The organism is Actinoallomurus liliacearum, from assembly GCF_039542035.1.
Classification (GTDB): domain Bacteria; phylum Actinomycetota; class Actinomycetes; order Streptosporangiales; family Streptosporangiaceae; genus Actinoallomurus; species Actinoallomurus liliacearum.
The window spans coordinates 20053-38005 of sequence record NZ_BAABHJ010000006.1; the positions used below are offsets into that span (position 1 = coordinate 20053).

The following is a 17953-nucleotide window of genomic DNA, read 5'->3' on the forward strand; positions in this document are numbered from 1 at the left end:
CCATGTCACGCAACGTCCTGGCCGCGATCGCCGTCACCGCCGCGCTCCTGCTGCAGGTGACGGTCGTCAACCGGCTGCCGCTGCCCGGCTCGGTCAGCCCCAACCTCGTGCTCCTGGCCGTGGTGGCGCTGGCACTGGTCAACGGCTCGATGACCGGCCTGGTCACCGGGTTCTTCGCCGGGCTGGCCAGCGACATCGTGCCGCCCGCCGACCACACCATCGGACGCTACGCCTTCGTGTACTGCCTGATCGGTTACGTCTGCGGGCTGGCCGCCGACGAGCTCGAGCGCTCGCCCGTGCTGCCGTTCGTCGCGGTGGCCGCCGGCGCGCTCGCCGGGTCGGTGCTGTACGCGATGGTCGGCATGCTGCTCGGCGACCCCCGCACGCGCTGGCCGGTGGTGTCCCACCAACTGCCGATCCAGGTGCTCTACGACGTGATCGCCAGCCCGTTCGTGGTCTGGGCCGTGCTGCGGCTGACCCGGCGGGCCGAACGCCAGCACGACCCGGGGGGACTCGACGCGGTTCCCGGGTTCTATCGGGCGCGCTAGACGGAGGAGGGGATCGTGGGTCCGCGCTCGCACGTGCGGCTCGTCGTCCTGCACGTGCTCGTCATGTCGCTGCTGCTGTCGCTCGGCGGGCGGCTGTGGTACCTGCAGGTCATGAACGGCGCGCACTACAAGAAGGTCGCCGCCGACAACCGGATCCGCGACATCGTGGTGCCCGCCGTCCGGGGCCAGATCCTCGACGACGTCGGGCGGCCGCTCGTACGGAACCGGACCGCCCTGGTCGTCTCGGTCGACCGGACGGCGCTGATGCGCCAGCGCGACGGCGGCAAGGCGGTGCTGCAGCGCCTGGCGGCTCTGCTCGGCACCCCGTACGACCAGGTCGCCCTGAAGGTCCGGCTGTGCGGCCCGGGGATCAAGCGGCCCTGCTGGCCGGGCTCGCCGTACCAGCCGATCCCCATCGACGACCGCGTCGACTCCCGCAAGGCCCTGCAGATCATGGAGCGCCAGGAGGACTTCCCCGGCGTGACCGCCCAGCTCGAACCGGTGCGCGACTACCCGCGCACCGAGGGGGCCACCGCCGCGCAGGCGCTCGGCTACCTCCAGCCGATCACCCAGGAGGAGCTGAACAGCCGCAAGGGCCTGAAGGTCACCGGGTTCAGCGGGGTCGACCTGATCGGCCGCGACGGGCTGGAGGCCATCTACGACAGCGACCTGCGCGGCGTCCCAGGCGACCGGCGGCTCCTCGTCGACAACCGCGGCCGCGTGACCGGGACGGCCTCCGAACAGCCGCCGGTCGGCGGCGGCACCCTCGTCACCAGCATCGACGCCAGGGTGCAGGGGATCGTCGAGAAGGCGCTCGGCCAGGCCATGAAGGACGCCCGCCACCGCGGCACCCCGGCCGACTCGGCCGCGAGCGTGGTCATGGACGTCCGCACCGGGCGGATCATCGCGCTCGCCAGCTTCCCGACCTACGACCCGTCCGTGTGGACCGGCGGCATCTCCCAGGACGAGTACGACGCGCTGCTCAGCAAGCAGCACGGCGAGCCGCTGATCTCCCGGGCGACGGACGGTCAGTTCGCCCCCGGATCGACGTTCAAGATCTCCTCGCTGCCGGCGGCCGTCAAGGACGGGTACTCCCTGCACGGCATCTACCCCTGCCCGTCGTCGTACATGGTCGGGGCCCGGGCGTTCAGCAACTTCGAGGGCGAGTCGGGCGGCGACATCGACCTGCACCGGGCCCTGGTCATGTCCTGCGACACGATCTTCTACAAGTTCGCGTACGAGGAATGGCTGCGCGACGGCGGCATGCATCCGGTGAAGAGCCCCAAGGACCCGATGGAGAAGATGGCCAGGGCGTACGGCTTCGGCAAGCGCACCGGCATCGACCTGCCCGGGGAGGCGCCCGGCCGGATCCCGGACCGCGGCTGGAAGCTCTCCTACTGGAACGACACCAAGAAGACGGACTGCAAACGGGCCAAGACCGGCTACCCGGAGATCGCCAAGTCCGACCCGGCCCGCGCGGCGTACCTCAAGGCGATCTCCTCGGAGAACTGCGTCGACGGATACGTCTTCCGCGCCGGTGACGCCGCCAACTTCTCGGTCGGCCAGGGCGACGTGCTCGTCACTCCGCTGCAACTGGCCCGCGCGTACGCCGCGCTCGCCAACGGCGGCACGCTGTGGAGCCCGCGGGTCGGCAAGGCGGTCATCGCCCCGGACGGGTCGGTGGCCCGCCGCATCGACCCGGTGAAGACGGGCCACCTGCCCGTGCCGTCCAAGGTGCTCGCCTTCATCAGGAGCGCGCTCGCGGACGTGCCGAAGCAGGGCACGGCCGCCGGCGCCTTCGGCGGTTTCCCCTTCGACAGGCTGGCCGTCGCCGGCAAGACCGGCACCGCCGAGGTGTACGGCAAGAAGGACACGTCGTGGTTCGCGTCCTTCGCCCCGGCGAACAAGCCGCGCTACGTCGTCGTCGCCATGGTCACCCAGGCGGGCACCGGCGCCACCACGGCGGCGCCGGCGGTCCGCCAGATCTGGGAGGGCATGTACGGCCTCACCGGCAAGCCCGCGGCGCTGCCCGACGGCAACGTCCCGGACCGGCTGCCGACCCTCGCGCCCGACGGCACGGTGAACGCCCCGCCCGGATTCGCCGTGACCTCGGCGGACAAGCAGCCCGCGACCGAGACACGCCGGCGAAGACCACGATGACCGGATGGCGACATGATCAGTGAGTACGGCGGAGCGCTCGGCCGGCGGCGCTCCCTGCCCGCCCGGCTGCTGGCCTCACCCGCGCGGCGACTCGACTGGGTCCTCCTCCTCGCCGTGCTCGCGCTGTCCGTCATCGGCGCGCTCCTCGTGTACTCCGCGACCCGCGCCGACGGCTCCGAGGCCTTCCTGAAGAAGCACCTCCTCAACCTGGCGATCGGGCTGGCCCTCGGCGGGGTGACGACGGCCCTGGACTACCGGCTGCTGCGCGCGTACGCGCCGATCGTCTACGGCGCGGCCTGCCTCGGCCTGGCCGTCGTCCTCACGCCGGTCGGCGCCACCGTGAACGGCTCGCACTCGTGGATCGTGGTCGGCGGCGGGTTCCAGATCCAGCCGTCGGAGTTCGCCAAGGTCGGCATGGTCGTGCTGCTGGCGATGATCCTGGGCGAGCCGCGCGACGGAGAGATCGGGCCGGGCCGGCGCGACATCCTGCTCGCCCTGGCGCTGGCCGCGCTGCCCGCCGGGCTGGTGATGCTCCAGCCGGACCTCGGCACCACCCTGGTGTTCGCCACCGTGATCATCGGTGTGCTGGCGATGTCCGGCGCGCCGAAACGTTGGGTCGGCGGGCTGGTCGGGGCCGCGATGTCACTCGCGCTGACGGTCTGGTCGCTGCATCTGCTCAAGCCCTACCAGGTCCACCGGTTCACCGCCTTCGCCGACCCGTCGGCCGACCCGCAGGGCGCCGGGTACAACGCCCAGCAGGCCCGCATCGCCGTCGGCTCCGGCGGCGTCTTCGGCAACGGCCTGTTCCACGGCGAGCAGACCAACGGCCACTTCGTCCCCGAGCAGCACACCGACTTCATCTTCACCGTCGCGGGGGAGGAGCTCGGGTTCGTCGGCGCGGCGCTGATCATCGCGCTGCTGGGCGTCGTGCTGTGGCGCGGACTGCGCATCGCCCGCGAGGCCGCCGACGTGTTCGGCGGGCTGGTGGCGACCGGCGTCGTGTGCTGGCTGGCGTTCCAGACGTTCGAGAACATCGGCATGACCGTCGGCATCATGCCGATCACCGGCCTGCCCCTGCCCTTCGTGTCGTACGGCGGCTCGGCCTCCTTCGCCAACTTCGTCGCCCTAGGCCTCCTCCAGACCGTCCACCTCCGCCACAACCCGTACGACTGAGCGGCGGGCGGGCGGTCTGTCGGAGGGGCTCGCGCCGGTAGGGTGGGGGGAATCCCATATTCGTTTTCGGAGGCGTTCCGTCATGGCCGTCGAGTCGCTGTTCACCCGGTTGGAGCCGCTGCTCCCCAAGGTGCAAAAGCCGATTCAGTACGTCGGCGGGGAGCTGAACTCCTCCGTCAAGGACTGGGACTCCTGCGACGTGCGCTGGGCGCTGATGTACCCGGACGCGTACGAGGTGGGCCAGCCCAACCAGGGCGTGCAGATTCTTTACGAGGTGCTGAACGAGCGCGATGGGGTGCTGGCCGAGCGCACCTACAGCGTGTGGCCGGATCTCGAGGCGCTGATGCGCGAGCACGGCGTCCCGCAGTTCACCGTGGACGCGCACCGGCCGGTCGGCGCGTTCGACGTGCTCGGAGTGAGCTTCTCCACGGAGCTCGGGTACACCAACATGCTCACCGCCCTGGACCTGGCCGGCATCCCGCTGCGCGCGACGGAGCGGTCCGACGAGCACCCGATCGTGATGGCCGGCGGGCACGCGGCGTTCAACCCGGAGCCGATCGCCGACTTCCTCGACGCCGCCGTGCTGGGCGACGGCGAGGAGATCGTCCTGGCGGTCACCGAGGTGATCCGCGAGTGGAAGGCCGAGGGGCGGCCCGGCGGCCGGGACGAGCTGCTGATGCGGCTGGCGAAGTCCGGCGGCGTCTACGTCCCGAAGTTCTACGACGTCGGCTACCTGCCGGACGGCCGGATCCAGCGCGTCGCGCCCAACCGTCCTGGCGTGCCGTGGCGGGTCGCCAAGCACACGGTCATGGACCTCGACCAGTGGCCGTACCCGAAGAAGCCCCTCGTTCCGCTGGCCGAGACCGTGCACGAGCGGTACAGCGTCGAGATCTTCCGTGGCTGCACGCGCGGCTGCCGGTTCTGCCAGGCGGGCATGATCACCCGTCCGGTGCGCGAGCGGTCCATCACGACGATCGGCGCGATGGTCGACACCGGGCTGAAGGAGTCCGGCTTCCAGGAGGTCGGCCTGCTGAGCCTGTCCAGCGCCGACCACTCCGAGATCGCCGACATCGCCAAGGGCCTCGGCGACCGGTACGAGGGCACCAACACGTCGCTGTCGCTGCCGTCGACCCGCGTCGACGCCTTCAACATCACCCTCGCCAACGAGTTCTCCCGCAACGGGCGCCGGTCCGGGCTGACGTTCGCCCCGGAGGGCGGGTCGGAGCGGATGCGCAAGGTCATCAACAAGATGGTCAGCGAGGACGACCTGATCCGCACCGTCACGACGGCGTACGAGAACGGCTGGCGGCAGGTCAAGCTCTACTTCATGTGCGGGCTGCCCACCGAGGAGGACGAGGACGTCCTCGCGATCGCCGACATGGCCAAGCGCGTCATCCAGGCGGGCCGGAAGGCCACCGGCCGCCGCGACATCCGCTGCACCGTCTCCATCGGCGGGTTCGTGCCCAAGCCGCACACGCCGTTCCAGTGGGCGGCCCAGTGCGACCACGAGACCGTCGACCGGCGCCTGCGGGCGCTGAAGGACGCGCTGCGGCGCGACAAGGAGTACGGCCGCGCCATCGGCCTGCGCTACCACGACGGCCAGCCGTCGATCATCGAGGGGCTGCTGTCCCGCGGTGACCGCCGCGTCGGAAAGATCATCCAGGCGGTCTGGGAGGACGGCGGCCGGTTCGACGGGTGGAGTGAGCACTTCTCGTACGAGCGCTGGATGGCCTGCGCGGACAAGGCGCTCGCCGACGACGCGGTCGACCTCGACTGGTACACCGTCCGGGAGCGCGACGAGGTCGAGGTGCTGCCCTGGGACCACCTCGACGCCGGTCTCGACCGCGAGTGGCTGTGGCAGGACTGGCAGGACGCGCTCGACGAGACCGAGGTCGAGGACTGCCGCTGGACGCCGTGCTACGACTGCGGCGTCTGCCCGACCATGGACACCGAGATCCAGATCGGCCCGACCGGCAAGAAGCTCCTTCCCCTGACGGTCGTCTGAGACCGCGAGCGCGTCCGGGCGTCGTTCAGGATTCGGCGGCCCGGGGTCTGGTGGTCTGCTCGATCCGGCGGATGCGCCCGTCGGGCGCCAGCCTGCCGAACAAGAAGATCTCCGCCTCGAAGGTCTTTCCCCGGCGCAGTGCCGTCCGCAGGGTGTACCGGGCGGCGATCCGGTCGCCGGAGACGAGGGCGTCGTGAACGTCGACCTCGAGCGACGGCGTCTCGGCCCCGCCGACGTTCCTGCGCGCCGGGCGCGCGTGGTCGATCATCCGCTGCCGGTCGAGCACCGAATCCTCGGTGACGTACTCGAACTCGGGCACGAAGTAACGGTCGAGGATCTCACCGGGGTCCCGGTCGGACAGGCCCAGGTCGGTGATGTAGTCGGTCAAAAACTCGATGACGTCGCCGTCGGTGGTGAAGCCCATGACATCCCCTCGCGTAGGAGTACATCGTACGCTTACGGACGTCACCCTACTCCTGGTCGTCGCGGAGGCGCGGGCGCCTGTCGGGTCCAGACGGCGACTCGAGTGCGCCACGACCAAAAAAGATCCGGCGGGCCCGAGAGGGCCCGCCGGATCGCGCGGGGTCGGCGTCCGCCGTGGCCGGCGGAACGCGCTCGATGGTCACCGTCATCCCACCGACGGCTCCAGGCGGGGGTCGACGCGGTCGGCCGTGCGGCGGAGCAGCCCGGCGAGGGCGGTGCGGACGACCGGCGTGCGGGGCTCGTCGGGCACGTAGGGGATCTTGGGGGCGTCGGGCAGCGCCGAGCGCGCCTCGGCGCGCATCGTGTCGTGCGCCGCGATGAACGTGACGACCTGCAGCGGAGTCATGCTGTCTCCTTCCGAGACATCTTTATCGATTCAGTTACCTCCTCAAGAGTACGTCGTGTCCTCTTCTTAATCAATTCAGAACTAAGGTGACGTCTCGTGCAACGCGTCACACTGCAGACGATCGCCGATCGGGTCGGCGTCTCACGTACGACCGTGTCCAACGCCTTCTCCCGGCCCGACCAGCTCAACGAGGAGCTGCGCCGGCGGATCCTCGAGGTGGCGGGAGAGCTCGGCTACCCCGGCCCGCACCCGGCGGCCCGTACGCTCCGGCGGGGCCGGGCCGGCGTGATCGGCGTGATCTTCACCGAGGAGCTGTCGTACGCCTTCGCCGACTCCTACGCGGTCGGCTTCCTGCGCGGCCTGGCCGCGGTGGCCGAGCAGTCCGGCACCGGCCTTCACCTCATCGGCTGGCCGTCCCCGGACGTCGCCGAGGAGGTGATCGCGGACGCCGTGGTGGACGGCTTCTGCCTGTTCTCCCCCGAGGGGCACCCGCTCGTCGAGACGGTGCTGCGCCGCCGCCTGCCCGTCGTCACCGTCGACTATCCGTACGTCGAGGGCGTGCCGTTCGTGGGGATCGAGGACCGGGCCGCCGCGCGCGCCGCCGCCGAGCACGTCCTCGGGCTCGGGCACCGGCGCGTCGCCGTGCTGGGCGTGCAGCCCGCTCCGGGCAGGACCGACCGCGACTGGCTGGACCTGGACCGTCCGGGGGACCTGCGGTTCGGGGCGGGGCGTGCCCGGCTCGCCGGCTACCACGACGCCTGCGTGGGGGCGGGGCTGGAGTGGAAGGACGTCGTCCTCGACCGGACGGCGAACGACCGGGAGCTCGCCCGGCAGGCCGCCTTCCGGATCCTCGACCGGAGCCCCCGGCCGACCGCGATCCTGGCGCCGACGGACGAGGTGGCGTTCGCGGTCCTGGACGTCGCGGCGCATTTGGGGATCGAGGTTCCCGGGGAGCTGTCGGTCGTCGGCTTCGACGACGTGCCCGCCGCCGCCCCGGCCGGGCTGACCACCGTACGCCAGCCGATCACCGAGAAGGGCACCACGGCGGGGCGGCTGCTCCTCGAACCCGCCCGTGAGCCCGCCCCCTGCGTGCTCATGCCGACCGAGCTCGTCGTCCGCCGTACGACCGCGCCACCGACCGACGCCGGCGTGTGACGGAACGAAAAGCATGTAACGGAACGAACGGCGTGTGACAGAACGAAACGAGAACGAACGCTCGTGCGTCGTACAGACGTGAACGAAGCGCCAGGCTGCATCACCGTCCCCATCATGATCATCGTGGTGCCGATCCGGCTGCTCTGGGAGCTGGTCGCCCTGATCGGGAGGCTCGTCGGCAGGTACGTCCTCCGGCCGATCGGCTGGCTCGTGTACCAGGTCGTGATCCGGCCCGTCGCGTGGCTGTTCCGCGTGCTGGTCATTCTCCCGTTGCGCTGGGTGGCCGAGACGATCCTGGTGCCGCTCGGCCGGTTGGTGTACCGCTACCTCCTGCGGCCGGTCGGACGGGCCCTGGTCTGGTGTCTGGCGATGCTCCTCGTGCCCTTCGCGTACGCGGCGCACTGGATCGGCCGCGGCCTCGCCGCGCTGTGGCGCGCCGTCTGGCCGCTGTTGGCCGCCTTGGGGCGCGCCATCGCGTACTTCTGGCGCCTCGCCGGGATCGTGCTCTTCCACCTCCTCGTACGGCCCGTACGGTGGATCTGGCGGACGTTCGTGCTGCCGATCCTCCGCGTCGTCGCCTGGGTATGGCGCGTCACCGTGCTGACAGCTGCCAGATGGGTGCGCGTCAACGTCCTGAAACCCGCCGGAGCGGCCGTTCGTTCGGTCTTCCGGGCGCTGGGGCTGGATACGCGGCGCCCGTGACCCCGTACTCTTAGAGGACAGAGACTTTTGGATTGGCACGAGTAGGAAGGACCGAAACCCTGGCACCCATGCCGGAGGGCCCGGCGCCGGCCCCCGTGACCCAACGCCTGCGCGTGCGGTACGCCAAGCGCGGCAGGATGCGGTTCACCAGCCACCGTGACATCTCCCGGGCCGTGGAACGCGCCGTACGGCGCGCCGGGATCCCGGTGGCCTTCAGCGCTGGATTCTCTCCGCACCCGAAGATCTCCTACACGGGTGCGGCGGCAACCGGGGTGGCCAGTGAGGCGGAGTATCTCGAGATCGGGCTCACCACCCATCGCGATCCAGACCAGGTGCGTACCGCCCTCGACGCAGTTCTGCCCGACGGACTCGACGTCGTCGAGGTCGTCGAGGCGGGAGCCGGGGCTCTGGCGGACCGCCTGGAGGCATCGCGGTGGCTCGTGCGCCTGGACGGCGTCGCCCCCGACGTCGCCGACGCGGCCGTCCATGCGTTCATGGCGGCCGGTGAGATCGAGGTCGAGCGCCTCACGAAGAAGGGACGCCGGCGTTTCGACGCTCGCGCCGCGGTAATCGCGTGCGAGGTCGACCGGCGCGCCACCCAGGACACGGATGTCGACTGTGCCATACTTCGAATGGTTGTTCGGCACACGACGCCCGCTGTTCGACCGGACGACGTCCTCACCGGCCTTCGTCAGGTGGCCGACCTCGCGCCGCCGTCACCGCCCATGGTGACGCGGCTGGCGCAGGGACCACTCGACGATTCCACCGGTGAGCTCACCGACCCGCTGGCCTCCGACCGGCAGACCGCACCGGCAGGCGATGACGCCGCCGCGAGCGCGGACGCCGTACGAGCCACGGCGCCGGACGCCGTCGGCGCCCAGTCGTAAACGGATCCGTGCGACGCATGGATTCTCGGGGACGGCCGGGCGCACCCCTGATGACTTTGTCGGCACGACCCGCCAGGGCCATGCCGGCGACAACGACAAACGGAGAGCTCCTGTGCGGCGCACCCTTCGCGGGTCGCGCCCGGGAGCCTGACGGGAGACAGCCCGCATGCTTGACAAGGATTACGGTGACGCCACCGGCGGCACCGGGGACAACAACATCGAAACCGACGAGCAGCCCAAGAAGACCACCCGCCCGCGGCGCGCGAGCCGCCCGGCGGGCCCTCCGCCGGAGTTCGACGAGGAGACCAGCCCGCGGCCGGTGACCAGGCCCGCCTCGGCGGTGTCCGCGGAGCCGGCCACGGCCGCCGCTTCGCCGCCGGCGGAGAAGAGCGACGCGGCGACCGGCGCGCGGAGCGAGGGCGGCGCCGGCGCCAAGGGCGAGGGCGCCGCGAGCGCGAAGGGCGAGGAGGCCCCGAGCGCCGCGAGCACGGCCAAGCCCGCGCGTACCCGCCGGACCCGCAAGACCTCCACCGCGCCCGAGCCGGAGCCCGCATCCGAGCCGCAGTCCGCGCCGGAGCCGTTCGCGGCCGCCGCGTCGGAGCCGGCCGGGGCGGCGACCAGGTCCGCCGGGCCGCCGCCGGCCGTTCCCGAGGCCGCGTTCCAGCCGCCGATGGTCGTCTTCCAGCCGCCGCAGCTGCCCGAGGAGGAGGCGGCGCCGCGGTCGCGGGCCCGGGCCGAGGCGCAGCCGAAGGCCGAGGCGAAGGCCAAGCCCAAGACCGACGTCAAGGAGAAGGTCGAGACCCCGCCGGCCCCCGAGGAGCCGGAGGACGAGCAGGGCGAGGACGAGGACGGTTCGGACCGTTCCGGGCGTCGGCGCCGCCGTCGTGGCGGCCGGGGCCGGGGCAAGGCGCGTGACGGCCAGGAGGTCGAGGAGACCGACCGGACCGAGGACGAGGCCGAGCAGGGGCAGGCCGAGGAGGAGTCGGAGCAGGACGCGGCCGACGACGAGCAGGCCGCCGACGGCTCCACCCGCCGGCGGCGCCGTCGGCGCCGGCGCAGCGCCGGGGCCGACGGCGAGGACATCTCGCCGGACGACCCGCCGAACACGGTCGTCCACGTCCGTGAGCCGCGCGTCGTCGAGGACGAGGTGCAGGCCGTCAAGGGCTCGACCCGGCTGGAGGCCAAGAAGCAGCGCCGCCGCGAGGGCCGCGAGCAGGGCCGCCGTCGCCCGCCGATCGTGACCGAGTCGGAGTTCCTGGCCCGGCGCGAGTCGGTCGAGCGCGTCATGGTGATCCGCTCGGAGGGCGAGCGCACCCAGATCGGCGTGCTGGAGGACAAGGTCCTGGTCGAGCACTATGTCGACCGGTCCAGCCATCAGTCCTACATCGGCAACGTCTACCTCGGGAAGGTGCAGAACGTCCTGCCGTCGATGGAGGCGGCGTTCGTCGACATCGGCAAGGGGCGCAACGCCGTCCTGTACGCCGGCGAGGTCAACTGGGACATCGCGGGCCTGGAGGGCCAGCCGCGCCGCATCGAGTCGGCGCTGAAGTCCGGCCAGTCGGTGCTGGTGCAGGTCACGAAGGACCCCGTCGGGCACAAGGGCGCCCGGCTGACCAGCCAGATCTCGCTGCCCGGCCGGTACCTGGTGTACGTCCCGGACGGCTCGATGACCGGCATCAGCCGCAAGCTGCCCGACAAGGAGCGCTCGCGGCTCAAGCAGATCCTCAAGAAGGTCATGCCCGAGAACGCCGGTGTGATCGTGCGCACCGCCGCGGAGGGCGCCACCGAGGATGAGCTGTCCCGCGACGTCTCCCGCCTGTCCGCCCAGTGGGAGAACATCAAGCGCCAGTCCAAGACCGCGTCCGCGCCGGCGATGCTGTACGGCGAGCCGGACCTGACCATCCGCGTGGTCCGCGACATCTTCAACGAGGACTTCACCAGGCTCGTCGTGCAGGGCGACGACGCGTGGGACATGGTCCAGGAGTATGTCGGCTACGTCGCCCCGCACCTGGCCGACCGGCTGCAGAAGTGGACCGACGACGAGGACGTCTTCACGTCGTACCGGATCGACGAGCAGATGGCCAAGGCGCTCGACCGCAAGGTCTGGCTGCCCAGCGGCGGCTCGCTGGTGATCGACCGGACCGAGGCGATGACCGTCGTCGACGTCAACACCGGCAAGTTCACCGGGCAGGGCGGTAACCTCGAGGAGACGGTCACCCGCAACAACCTCGAGGCCGCCGAGGAGATCGTGCACCAGCTGCGGCTGCGCGACATCGGCGGGATCATCGTCGTCGACTTCATCGACATGGTGCTCGAGAGCAACCGCGAGCTGGTGCTGCGCCGGATGCTCGAGTGCCTGTCGCGGGACCGTACCAAGCACCAGGTCGCCGAGGTGACCTCGCTCGGCCTCGTCCAGATGACCCGCAAGCGGGTCGGCGGGGGGCTCCTGGAGTCGTTCTCCGAGCCGTGCGACTGCTGCAACGGCCGGGGCATCCACGTCACCCTCTCGCCGGTCGAGCCGAAGGCGGAGAAGGCGGCGACGCCCAGTCGCCGCAAGAAGCGCAAGGGCGAGGTCGAGAAGGCCGTCGAGGACAAGCTGGCGCGCGCCGAGCGTCGCGCCGCCCGTGCGGACGCCGCCAAGGCCGCGGCCGAGGCCGAGACGAAGGCCGGCGCCGAGCCCGAGGTCACGGCGGCGGGAGCCGAGGCGCCCGCGGAGGCCGTGTCCGGCCCGGTGGCGGGCGAGGGGGCGGCCGACGACGTACGGCCCGCCGAGGCCCTCGAGACGGCCGAGGAGGCCGGGCAGGAGACCGCCGACACAGAGCCCTCGGGCAACGGCCGTCGCCGGCGCACGCGGCGCTCTCCGCGGGCCCGGTCCGAGGCCACCGCGGAGTGACGTGCGGTTCCCGGCCGTCCCCTCCGGACGGCCGGGTGCCCGCCGGTTCGACCTTCGGTAGGGGAATCCGGTATTCTAGGTGTCCGGCGCTTTCCCGCGCCGTTGTTAGCGCGCCTGAGGCCCCCGGTTTCGGTGGGTGCGGGCAGCAGCTTCCGAAATGAGCTTGTTCGATTAGTCGTGCCCGAGGCACGCAAAGGAAAGGTTCCGCGGTGTACGCGATCGTCCGTTGCGGCGGCAGGCAGGAGAAGGTGGCCGTCGACGATGTGCTCACCGTCGACAAGGTGGCCGGTGAGGTCGGCTCGACGGTGACGCTCCCGGCCGTGCTCGTCGTTGACGGCGACAACGTCGTCAGCGCGCCCGGCGAGGTGGCCAAGTACGAGGTCACCGCCGAGATCCTTGGTGCGACCAAGGGCCCGAAGATCAACATCATGCACTACCGGAACAAGACCGGGTACAAGCGGCGGATGGGTCACCGTCAGCCGTACACCCAGGTCAAGGTCACCGGTATCAAGGCCGGAAAGTAGGTCGCAGACATGGCACACAAGAAGGGCGCGTCCTCCAGCCGTAACGGTCGTGACTCCAACGCCCAGCGGCTCGGCGTCAAGCGCTTCGGCGGCCAGCTCGTGAACGCCGGCGAGATCATCGTCCGGCAGCGCGGCACCCACTTCCACCCGGGTCCGGGTGTGGGCCGTGGCGGCGACGACACGCTGTTCGCGCTGGTCGCGGGTTCGGTGGAGTTCGGCCGTTACCGCGGTCGTCGCGCCGTGAGCATCGTTCCGCCGGCGGAGTAGGTCCGCCGACGCGACAGGTTTTCCAGACGAGGGCGGGCCGTTGATCGGCCCGCCCTCGTCTTTTTTCTGGATGAAGGGTGAGGACATGCCGGACGAGATGCCACAGGCGCCGGCGCGGCGCGGTCACGCCGGGCCGCCAGGGGCGCAGTTCATCGACCGGGTCGTCCTGCACGTCCAGGCCGGCAACGGGGGACACGGCTGCGCCTCCGTGCACCGGGAGAAGTTCAAGCCGCTCGGCGGGCCGGACGGCGGCAACGGCGGACGTGGCGGCGACGTCATCCTGGAGGTCGATCCCAACGCCGCCAGCCTCCTCGACTACCACCACCGGCCCAGCCGCAAGGCGACCGGCGGCAAGCAGGGCCAGGGGTCGCACAAGAACGGCGCGAACGGCATGGACCTCGTTCTTCCCGTCCCGAACGGCACGGTCGTCAAGACCCGTGACGGCGAGGTCCTGGCCGACCTCGTCGGGTCCGGCACCCGGTTCGTCATCGCCAAGGGCGGCCACGGGGGGCTGGGCAACGCCGCCCTGGCCAGCGCCCGGCGCAAGGCGCCCGGGTTCGCCCTGCTCGGAGAGCCGGGCGACGAGCTCGACGTCGTGCTGGAGCTGAAGACGGTCGCGGACGTCGCGCTGGTCGGGTTCCCGAGCGCGGGCAAGTCCTCGCTGATCGCGGCGCTCTCCGCGGCGAAACCGAAGATCGCCGACTACCCGTTCACCACCCTCACCCCGAACCTCGGCGTGGTCAGCGCCGGCGAGGTCGTCTACACGGTCGCCGACGTGCCGGGCCTGATCGAGGGCGCCAGCCAGGGCCGGGGCCTGGGCCTGCAGTTCCTGCGCCACATCGAGCGGGCCTCCACGCTCGTCCACGTCGTCGACTGCGCGACCCTCGAGCCGGGCCGCGACCCGCTGTCGGACTTCGAGGTGATCGAGGCGGAGCTCGCGGCGTACGACGCCCTGGGCGACGAGCCGCTGTCGGACCGCCTCCGTCTGGTCGTGCTCAACAAGGTCGACGTGCCGGACGCCCGCGACCTGGCCGACCTGGTCCGCCCGGAGTTCGAGAAGCGCGGGCTGAAGGTCTTCGAGGTGTCCGCCGCCACCCACGAGGGCCTGCGCGAGCTGAGCTTCGCGATGGCCGAGATGGTGGCCGCCCACCGCGCCGCGCAGCCGGTGGAGGAGCCCACCCGGCTGGTCATCCGGCCCGCGCCCGTCGGCGGCGCCGACTTCGAGGTGCGCGCCATGCCCGACGGCGCCTACCTCGTCACCGGCGAGAAGCCGGTGCGCTGGCTGCGGCAGACCGACTTCACCAACGACGAGGCGGTCGGCTACCTCGCCGACCGGCTCGCCCGGCTCGGGGTCGAAGAGCGCCTGGCCGCGGCGGGCGCCGAGCCCGGCGCCACGGTGTACATCGGCTCCGAGGACGAGTCGATCGTCTTCGACTGGGAGCCCGAGGTGCTGGCCGGTTCCGAGAACGTCCTCGGCCGTCGCGGCACCGACCTGCGCCTGGAGGGCCGCTGATGATGGTGGGTCGGGGGGTTCGCCGTGCGTGAGGCGGTCGTGCGCGCGCGCCGGATCGTCGTGAAGGCGGGATCGTCCTCGCTGACCACTCCGGACGGGTCGATCGACGCCGCCCGGATCGACGCGCTCGTCGACGTGCTGGCCGGCTGGCGCGGCACCGACGGCCGGCCGGGCGCGGCGAAGGGCCGCGAGGTCGTGTTCGTCTCCTCGGGGGCGATCGCCGCCGGGCTCGGCCCGCTCGGCCTGCCCTCCCGGCCCCGCGACCTGGCGCTGCAGCAGGCGGCGGCCAGCGTGGGGCAGGGGCTGCTGGTGGCCCGCTACACCGCGTCCTTCGCGCGCTACGGCCTGGGCGTCGGGCAGGTGCTGCTGACCGCCGACGACATGATGCGCCGCTCGCACCACCGCAACGCCCAGCGCACCCTCGAACAGCTCCTCACCTTCGGCGTCGTGCCGATCGTCAACGAGAACGACACGGTCGCCACCGACGAGATCCGGTTCGGCGACAACGACCGGCTCGCCGCCCTCGTCGCTCACCTCATCCGCGCGGACGCGCTGATCCTGCTGTCCGACGTGGACGCCCTCTACACCGGCGACCCGCGAGAGCCGGGCGCGCGGCGGATCCAGGACGTCCGGGAGCCCGCCGACCTGGACGGCGTGCGCCTCGGCGGCTCGGGCCGGGTCGGCACCGGCGGCATGGTCACCAAGGTGGAGGCGGCCCGCATCGCCGGCGTCCCGGTCGTCCTGACGAACGCCGACTCGGCCGGACCCGCGCTCGCGGGCGAGAACGTCGGAACGTACTTCCACCCGGCCGGGGCCCAGCCGTCGACCCGGCGCCTGTGGCTGGCGCACGCGACGACCGGGCAGGGCCGGGTGCGCCTGGACCCCGGAGCGGTCGAGGCCGTGGTCCGGCACCGCAAGTCGCTGCTGCCCGCCGGCGTGACCGGGGTGGAGGGCGACTTCAGCGCGGGCGACCCGGTGGACCTGTGCGACGACGAGGGCCGGGTCGTCGCGCGCGGGCTGGTCAACTACGACGCGGCGGAGATCCCGGAGCTGATGGGCAGGTCGACGCGCTGGCTGGCGCGGGAGCTCGGCCCGGAGTACGAACGCGAGATCATTCACCGGGACGGCCTGGTCGTCCTGGTCGGCGAGCAGGCAGCGAGCCCCCGGCACTGAGACCGCGCGGGCCAGGAGGAGGACAGATGGGCAGTCAGGAGCAGGTTCTCGAGGTGGCGCGGCGCGCCAGGCAGGCCGCCGCCGAGCTGGCCCCGCTGCCGCGCGCCGTCAAGGACGCCGCGCTGCACGCCATCGCGGACGCCCTCGTGGCCCGCTCCGGGGAGATCGTCGAGGCGAACGCCGGCGACGTCGCCCGCGCCCGCGAGGCCGGCACCTCCGAGTACATGATCGACCGGCTGAGCCTGACCGACGACCGGGTCGCCGCGATCGCCGCCGCGGTCCGCCACGTCGCGTCCCTGCCGGATCCGGTGGGGGAGTCCGTCCGCGGCTACACGCTGCCCAACGGGCTGGAGCTGCGGCAGGTCCGGGTTCCGCTCGGCGTGGTCGGGATCATCTACGAGGGCCGCCCGAACGTCACGGTCGACGCCGCCGCGCTGACCCTCAAGAGCGGCAACGCGGTCCTGCTGCGCGGATCCTCCTCCGCGTACGACTCCAACACCGCGCTGGTCGAGGTCATGCGCGGGGCGCTGGCCGACGTCGCGGGCGGGGTGCCGGCCGACGCGATCCAGCTCGTGCCCGGCCGCGACCGCGACTCCGTCAAGCACCTGATGCGGGCCCGTGGCCTGGTCGACGTGCTGATCCCGCGCGGCGGCGCCTCGCTGATCAACTCGGTGGTCGAGGAGTCGACGGTCCCGGTCATCGAGACGGGGACCGGCAACTGCCACGTGTACGTCGACGCGGCCGCCGACCTGGACATGGCCGTGGACATCCTCGTCAACGCCAAGACGCAGCGCCCGTCGGTGTGCAACGCCGCCGAGACGGTCCTCGTGCACCGCGACATCGCGGACGCGTTCCTGCCGCGCGCGCTGCGGGCCCTGGGAGAGAAGGGCGTCACCGTGCACGGCGACGCGGCGGTCCGCGCGCACGCGGGCGAGGGGGCGACCGTCGTCGAGGCGACCGACGAGGACTGGGGCACCGAGTACCTCTCCCTCGACCTCGCCGCCGCCGTCGTCGACTCGCTCGACGCCGCCGTCGCGCACATCCGGCGGTACGGCTCGGCGCACACCGAGGCGATCGTGACGACCTCCCAGTCCGCCGCCCGGCGCTTCACGGCGCTCGTCGACTCCGCCGCCGTCATGGTCAACGCCTCGACGCGGTTCACCGACGGCGAGGAGTTCGGGTTCGGCGCGGAGATCGGCATCTCCACCCAGAAACTCCACGCCCGCGGCCCCATGGGCCTGCCCGAGCTGACCTCCACCAAGTACGTCGTCACCGGCGAGGGCCACCTCAAGGGCGTGTGAATCACTCTCCCTGAACGACCACGTACCAGGTCCGCCGGGCGCGGACCCCGGTAGTGGTCCCGGACCTGCGGATGCCGGGGCCGAATTCCCATCGGCCCCGGCATCCGGCGCTTCAGGCATCGATGACCTGGCGGTGAGCGAGGGCACCGAATCCGTACGGACGGAGCCGATGAGTTTCCGCGGCCTGCCGGATCTGTACAGATGACCCACTCACGTCGACCGGAGTCATCGGTGTCCCTTCCTCCTTCCGCCTGCTGGTGCCTGACAGTGGTCTTCGCAGGCCCGAGCGGCTGGTTCCTGTATCAGAGCGCGTGCTCCACGGCAGGCGCCGCGGAAAGGATCTCGCTGGTCCTGCACGCGGTGATGTGCCTGGTGATGATCCCGATGGTCTGGCCGTGGGGAGCCCGGGTTCCGCACGGCCCGCAGGCCGCGGTACTGGGGGCGAGCGCTGCCTGGTTCGTCGCCTCGGCCGTACGCGCGCGGCGGATGACGCCCGCGGTCAAGGACGCGCACCACGCGCTGATGTCGGCCGTGATGGCCTGGATGGTCGTCATGCCGATGCCGCTCCCCACTGACGGGGCGGCGCCCCGGATGGACGGCGGTCACGCCGCGATGGGGCGGATGAGCGGTCCCGCGCCGGCCGCCGTGACGCTCGCCGCCTACTGTCTCGTCGCCGCGGTGGTCTGGCTCGCCGAGGCCGGTACCGCGACCTCCCCTGAATCGCCCGCGCGCCGCCTGCCCGCCGCGGCCGGTCACGCCGCCATGAGCCTCGGCGCAGGCGTCCTCACTCTGGCGATGGCATGACAGTGGGAAACGGAGCAGC

16 protein-coding genes are annotated in these 17953 nt (G+C 71.9%); 14 read left to right on the forward strand and 2 right to left on the reverse strand.

Going from position 1 to position 17953, the window contains the following annotated elements; translation table 11 throughout:
* The first annotated feature begins 2 nt into the window (after positions 1 to 2).
* The 4 genes from mreD (at position 3) to ABD978_RS13760 (ending at position 5886) form a co-directional block, all read left to right on the forward strand.
* The gene (mreD, locus tag ABD978_RS13745; RefSeq protein WP_345353716.1) at positions 3 to 548 is read left to right on the forward strand and encodes a rod shape-determining protein MreD; all 546 of its coding nucleotides are present in this window, start codon (positions 3 to 5) and stop codon (positions 546 to 548) included.
* Between the two features lie 15 nt (positions 549 to 563).
* On the forward strand, positions 564 to 2708 hold the full coding sequence (mrdA, locus tag ABD978_RS13750; RefSeq protein WP_345353717.1) for a penicillin-binding protein 2: 2145 nt from the start codon (positions 564 to 566) through the stop codon (positions 2706 to 2708).
* 12 nt (positions 2709 to 2720) lie between these two features.
* Positions 2721 to 3881, forward strand: a complete 1161-nt coding sequence (gene rodA, locus ABD978_RS13755; protein WP_345353718.1) for a rod shape-determining protein RodA — start codon at positions 2721 to 2723, stop codon at positions 3879 to 3881.
* Positions 3882 to 3963: 82 nt separating this feature from the next.
* Positions 3964 to 5886 carry a TIGR03960 family B12-binding radical SAM protein gene (locus tag ABD978_RS13760; protein ID WP_345353719.1) on the forward strand — a complete coding sequence of 641 codons (1923 nt, stop codon included), beginning with the start codon at positions 3964 to 3966 and terminating at the stop codon, positions 5884 to 5886.
* 25 nt (positions 5887 to 5911) lie between these two features.
* On the opposite strand, the gene ABD978_RS13765 is transcribed toward ABD978_RS13760, so the two are convergent.
* The gene (locus ABD978_RS13765; RefSeq protein ID WP_345353720.1) at positions 5912 to 6310 is read right to left on the reverse strand and encodes a nuclear transport factor 2 family protein; all 399 of its coding nucleotides are present in this window, start codon (positions 6308 to 6310) and stop codon (positions 5912 to 5914) included.
* Positions 6311 to 6514: 204 nt separating this feature from the next.
* The gene (locus ABD978_RS13770; protein WP_345353721.1) at positions 6515 to 6715 is read right to left on the reverse strand and encodes a hypothetical protein; all 201 of its coding nucleotides are present in this window, start codon (positions 6713 to 6715) and stop codon (positions 6515 to 6517) included.
* A 96-nt stretch (positions 6716 to 6811) separates the two neighbouring features.
* On the opposite strand from ABD978_RS13770, the gene ABD978_RS13775 reads away from it, so the two are divergent.
* The 10 genes from ABD978_RS13775 (at position 6812) to ABD978_RS13820 (ending at position 17934) form a co-directional block, all read left to right on the forward strand.
* On the forward strand, positions 6812 to 7870 hold the full coding sequence (locus ABD978_RS13775) for a LacI family DNA-binding transcriptional regulator (RefSeq protein WP_345353722.1): 1059 nt from the start codon (positions 6812 to 6814) through the stop codon (positions 7868 to 7870).
* A 114-nt stretch (positions 7871 to 7984) separates the two neighbouring features.
* Positions 7985 to 8572: a hypothetical protein gene (locus ABD978_RS13780; RefSeq protein WP_345353723.1), complete on the forward strand. Its 588-nt coding sequence runs from the start codon at positions 7985 to 7987 to the stop codon at positions 8570 to 8572.
* A gap of 68 nt (positions 8573 to 8640) precedes the next feature.
* Positions 8641 to 9459, forward strand: a complete 819-nt coding sequence (locus ABD978_RS13785) for a TIGR03936 family radical SAM-associated protein (protein WP_345353724.1) — start codon at positions 8641 to 8643, stop codon at positions 9457 to 9459.
* A 166-nt stretch (positions 9460 to 9625) separates the two neighbouring features.
* Positions 9626 to 12352 carry an Rne/Rng family ribonuclease gene (locus ABD978_RS13790; protein ID WP_345353725.1) on the forward strand — a complete coding sequence of 909 codons (2727 nt, stop codon included), beginning with the start codon at positions 9626 to 9628 and terminating at the stop codon, positions 12350 to 12352.
* 209 nt (positions 12353 to 12561) lie between these two features.
* On the forward strand, positions 12562 to 12876 hold the full coding sequence (gene rplU, locus ABD978_RS13795; RefSeq protein ID WP_252778779.1) for a 50S ribosomal protein L21: 315 nt from the start codon (positions 12562 to 12564) through the stop codon (positions 12874 to 12876).
* 9 nt (positions 12877 to 12885) lie between these two features.
* On the forward strand, positions 12886 to 13143 hold the full coding sequence (rpmA, locus tag ABD978_RS13800) for a 50S ribosomal protein L27 (protein WP_345353726.1): 258 nt from the start codon (positions 12886 to 12888) through the stop codon (positions 13141 to 13143).
* 97 nt (positions 13144 to 13240) lie between these two features.
* Entirely contained in the window at positions 13241 to 14656 is a 1416-nt protein-coding gene (gene obgE, locus ABD978_RS13805; RefSeq protein WP_345353885.1) for a GTPase ObgE, read from the forward strand.
* 24 nt (positions 14657 to 14680) lie between these two features.
* Entirely contained in the window at positions 14681 to 15829 is a 1149-nt protein-coding gene (proB, locus tag ABD978_RS13810) for a glutamate 5-kinase (protein WP_345353727.1), read from the forward strand.
* A gap of 26 nt (positions 15830 to 15855) precedes the next feature.
* Positions 15856 to 17130 (forward strand): glutamate-5-semialdehyde dehydrogenase, encoded by a 1275-nt coding sequence (locus ABD978_RS13815; RefSeq protein ID WP_345353728.1) that lies wholly within the window; start codon positions 15856 to 15858, stop codon positions 17128 to 17130.
* Between the two features lie 267 nt (positions 17131 to 17397).
* Positions 17398 to 17934 (forward strand): DUF5134 domain-containing protein, encoded by a 537-nt coding sequence (locus ABD978_RS13820; RefSeq protein WP_345353729.1) that lies wholly within the window; start codon positions 17398 to 17400, stop codon positions 17932 to 17934.
* Positions 17935 to 17953 lie beyond the last annotated feature (19 nt).

Coding starts and splice junctions, on each gene's coding strand:
- obgE (WP_345353885.1), top strand. CDS start 13,241: ATGCCACAGGCGCCGGCGCGGCGCGGTCACGCCGGGCCGCCAGGGGCG.
- ABD978_RS13770 (WP_345353721.1), bottom strand. CDS start 6,715: ATGACTCCGCTGCAGGTCGTCACGTTCATCGCGGCGCACGACACGATG.
- ABD978_RS13765 (WP_345353720.1), bottom strand. CDS start 6,310: ATGGGCTTCACCACCGACGGCGACGTCATCGAGTTTTTGACCGACTAC.
- ABD978_RS13760 (WP_345353719.1), top strand. CDS start 3,964: ATGGCCGTCGAGTCGCTGTTCACCCGGTTGGAGCCGCTGCTCCCCAAG.
- ABD978_RS13780 (WP_345353723.1), top strand. CDS start 7,985: ATGATCATCGTGGTGCCGATCCGGCTGCTCTGGGAGCTGGTCGCCCTG.
- rodA (WP_345353718.1), top strand. CDS start 2,721: ATGATCAGTGAGTACGGCGGAGCGCTCGGCCGGCGGCGCTCCCTGCCC.
- rpmA (WP_345353726.1), top strand. CDS start 12,886: ATGGCACACAAGAAGGGCGCGTCCTCCAGCCGTAACGGTCGTGACTCC.
- ABD978_RS13790 (WP_345353725.1), top strand. CDS start 9,626: ATGCTTGACAAGGATTACGGTGACGCCACCGGCGGCACCGGGGACAAC.
- ABD978_RS13815 (WP_345353728.1), top strand. CDS start 15,856: ATGGGCAGTCAGGAGCAGGTTCTCGAGGTGGCGCGGCGCGCCAGGCAG.
- ABD978_RS13785 (WP_345353724.1), top strand. CDS start 8,641: ATGCCGGAGGGCCCGGCGCCGGCCCCCGTGACCCAACGCCTGCGCGTG.
- mreD (WP_345353716.1), top strand. CDS start 3: ATGTCACGCAACGTCCTGGCCGCGATCGCCGTCACCGCCGCGCTCCTG.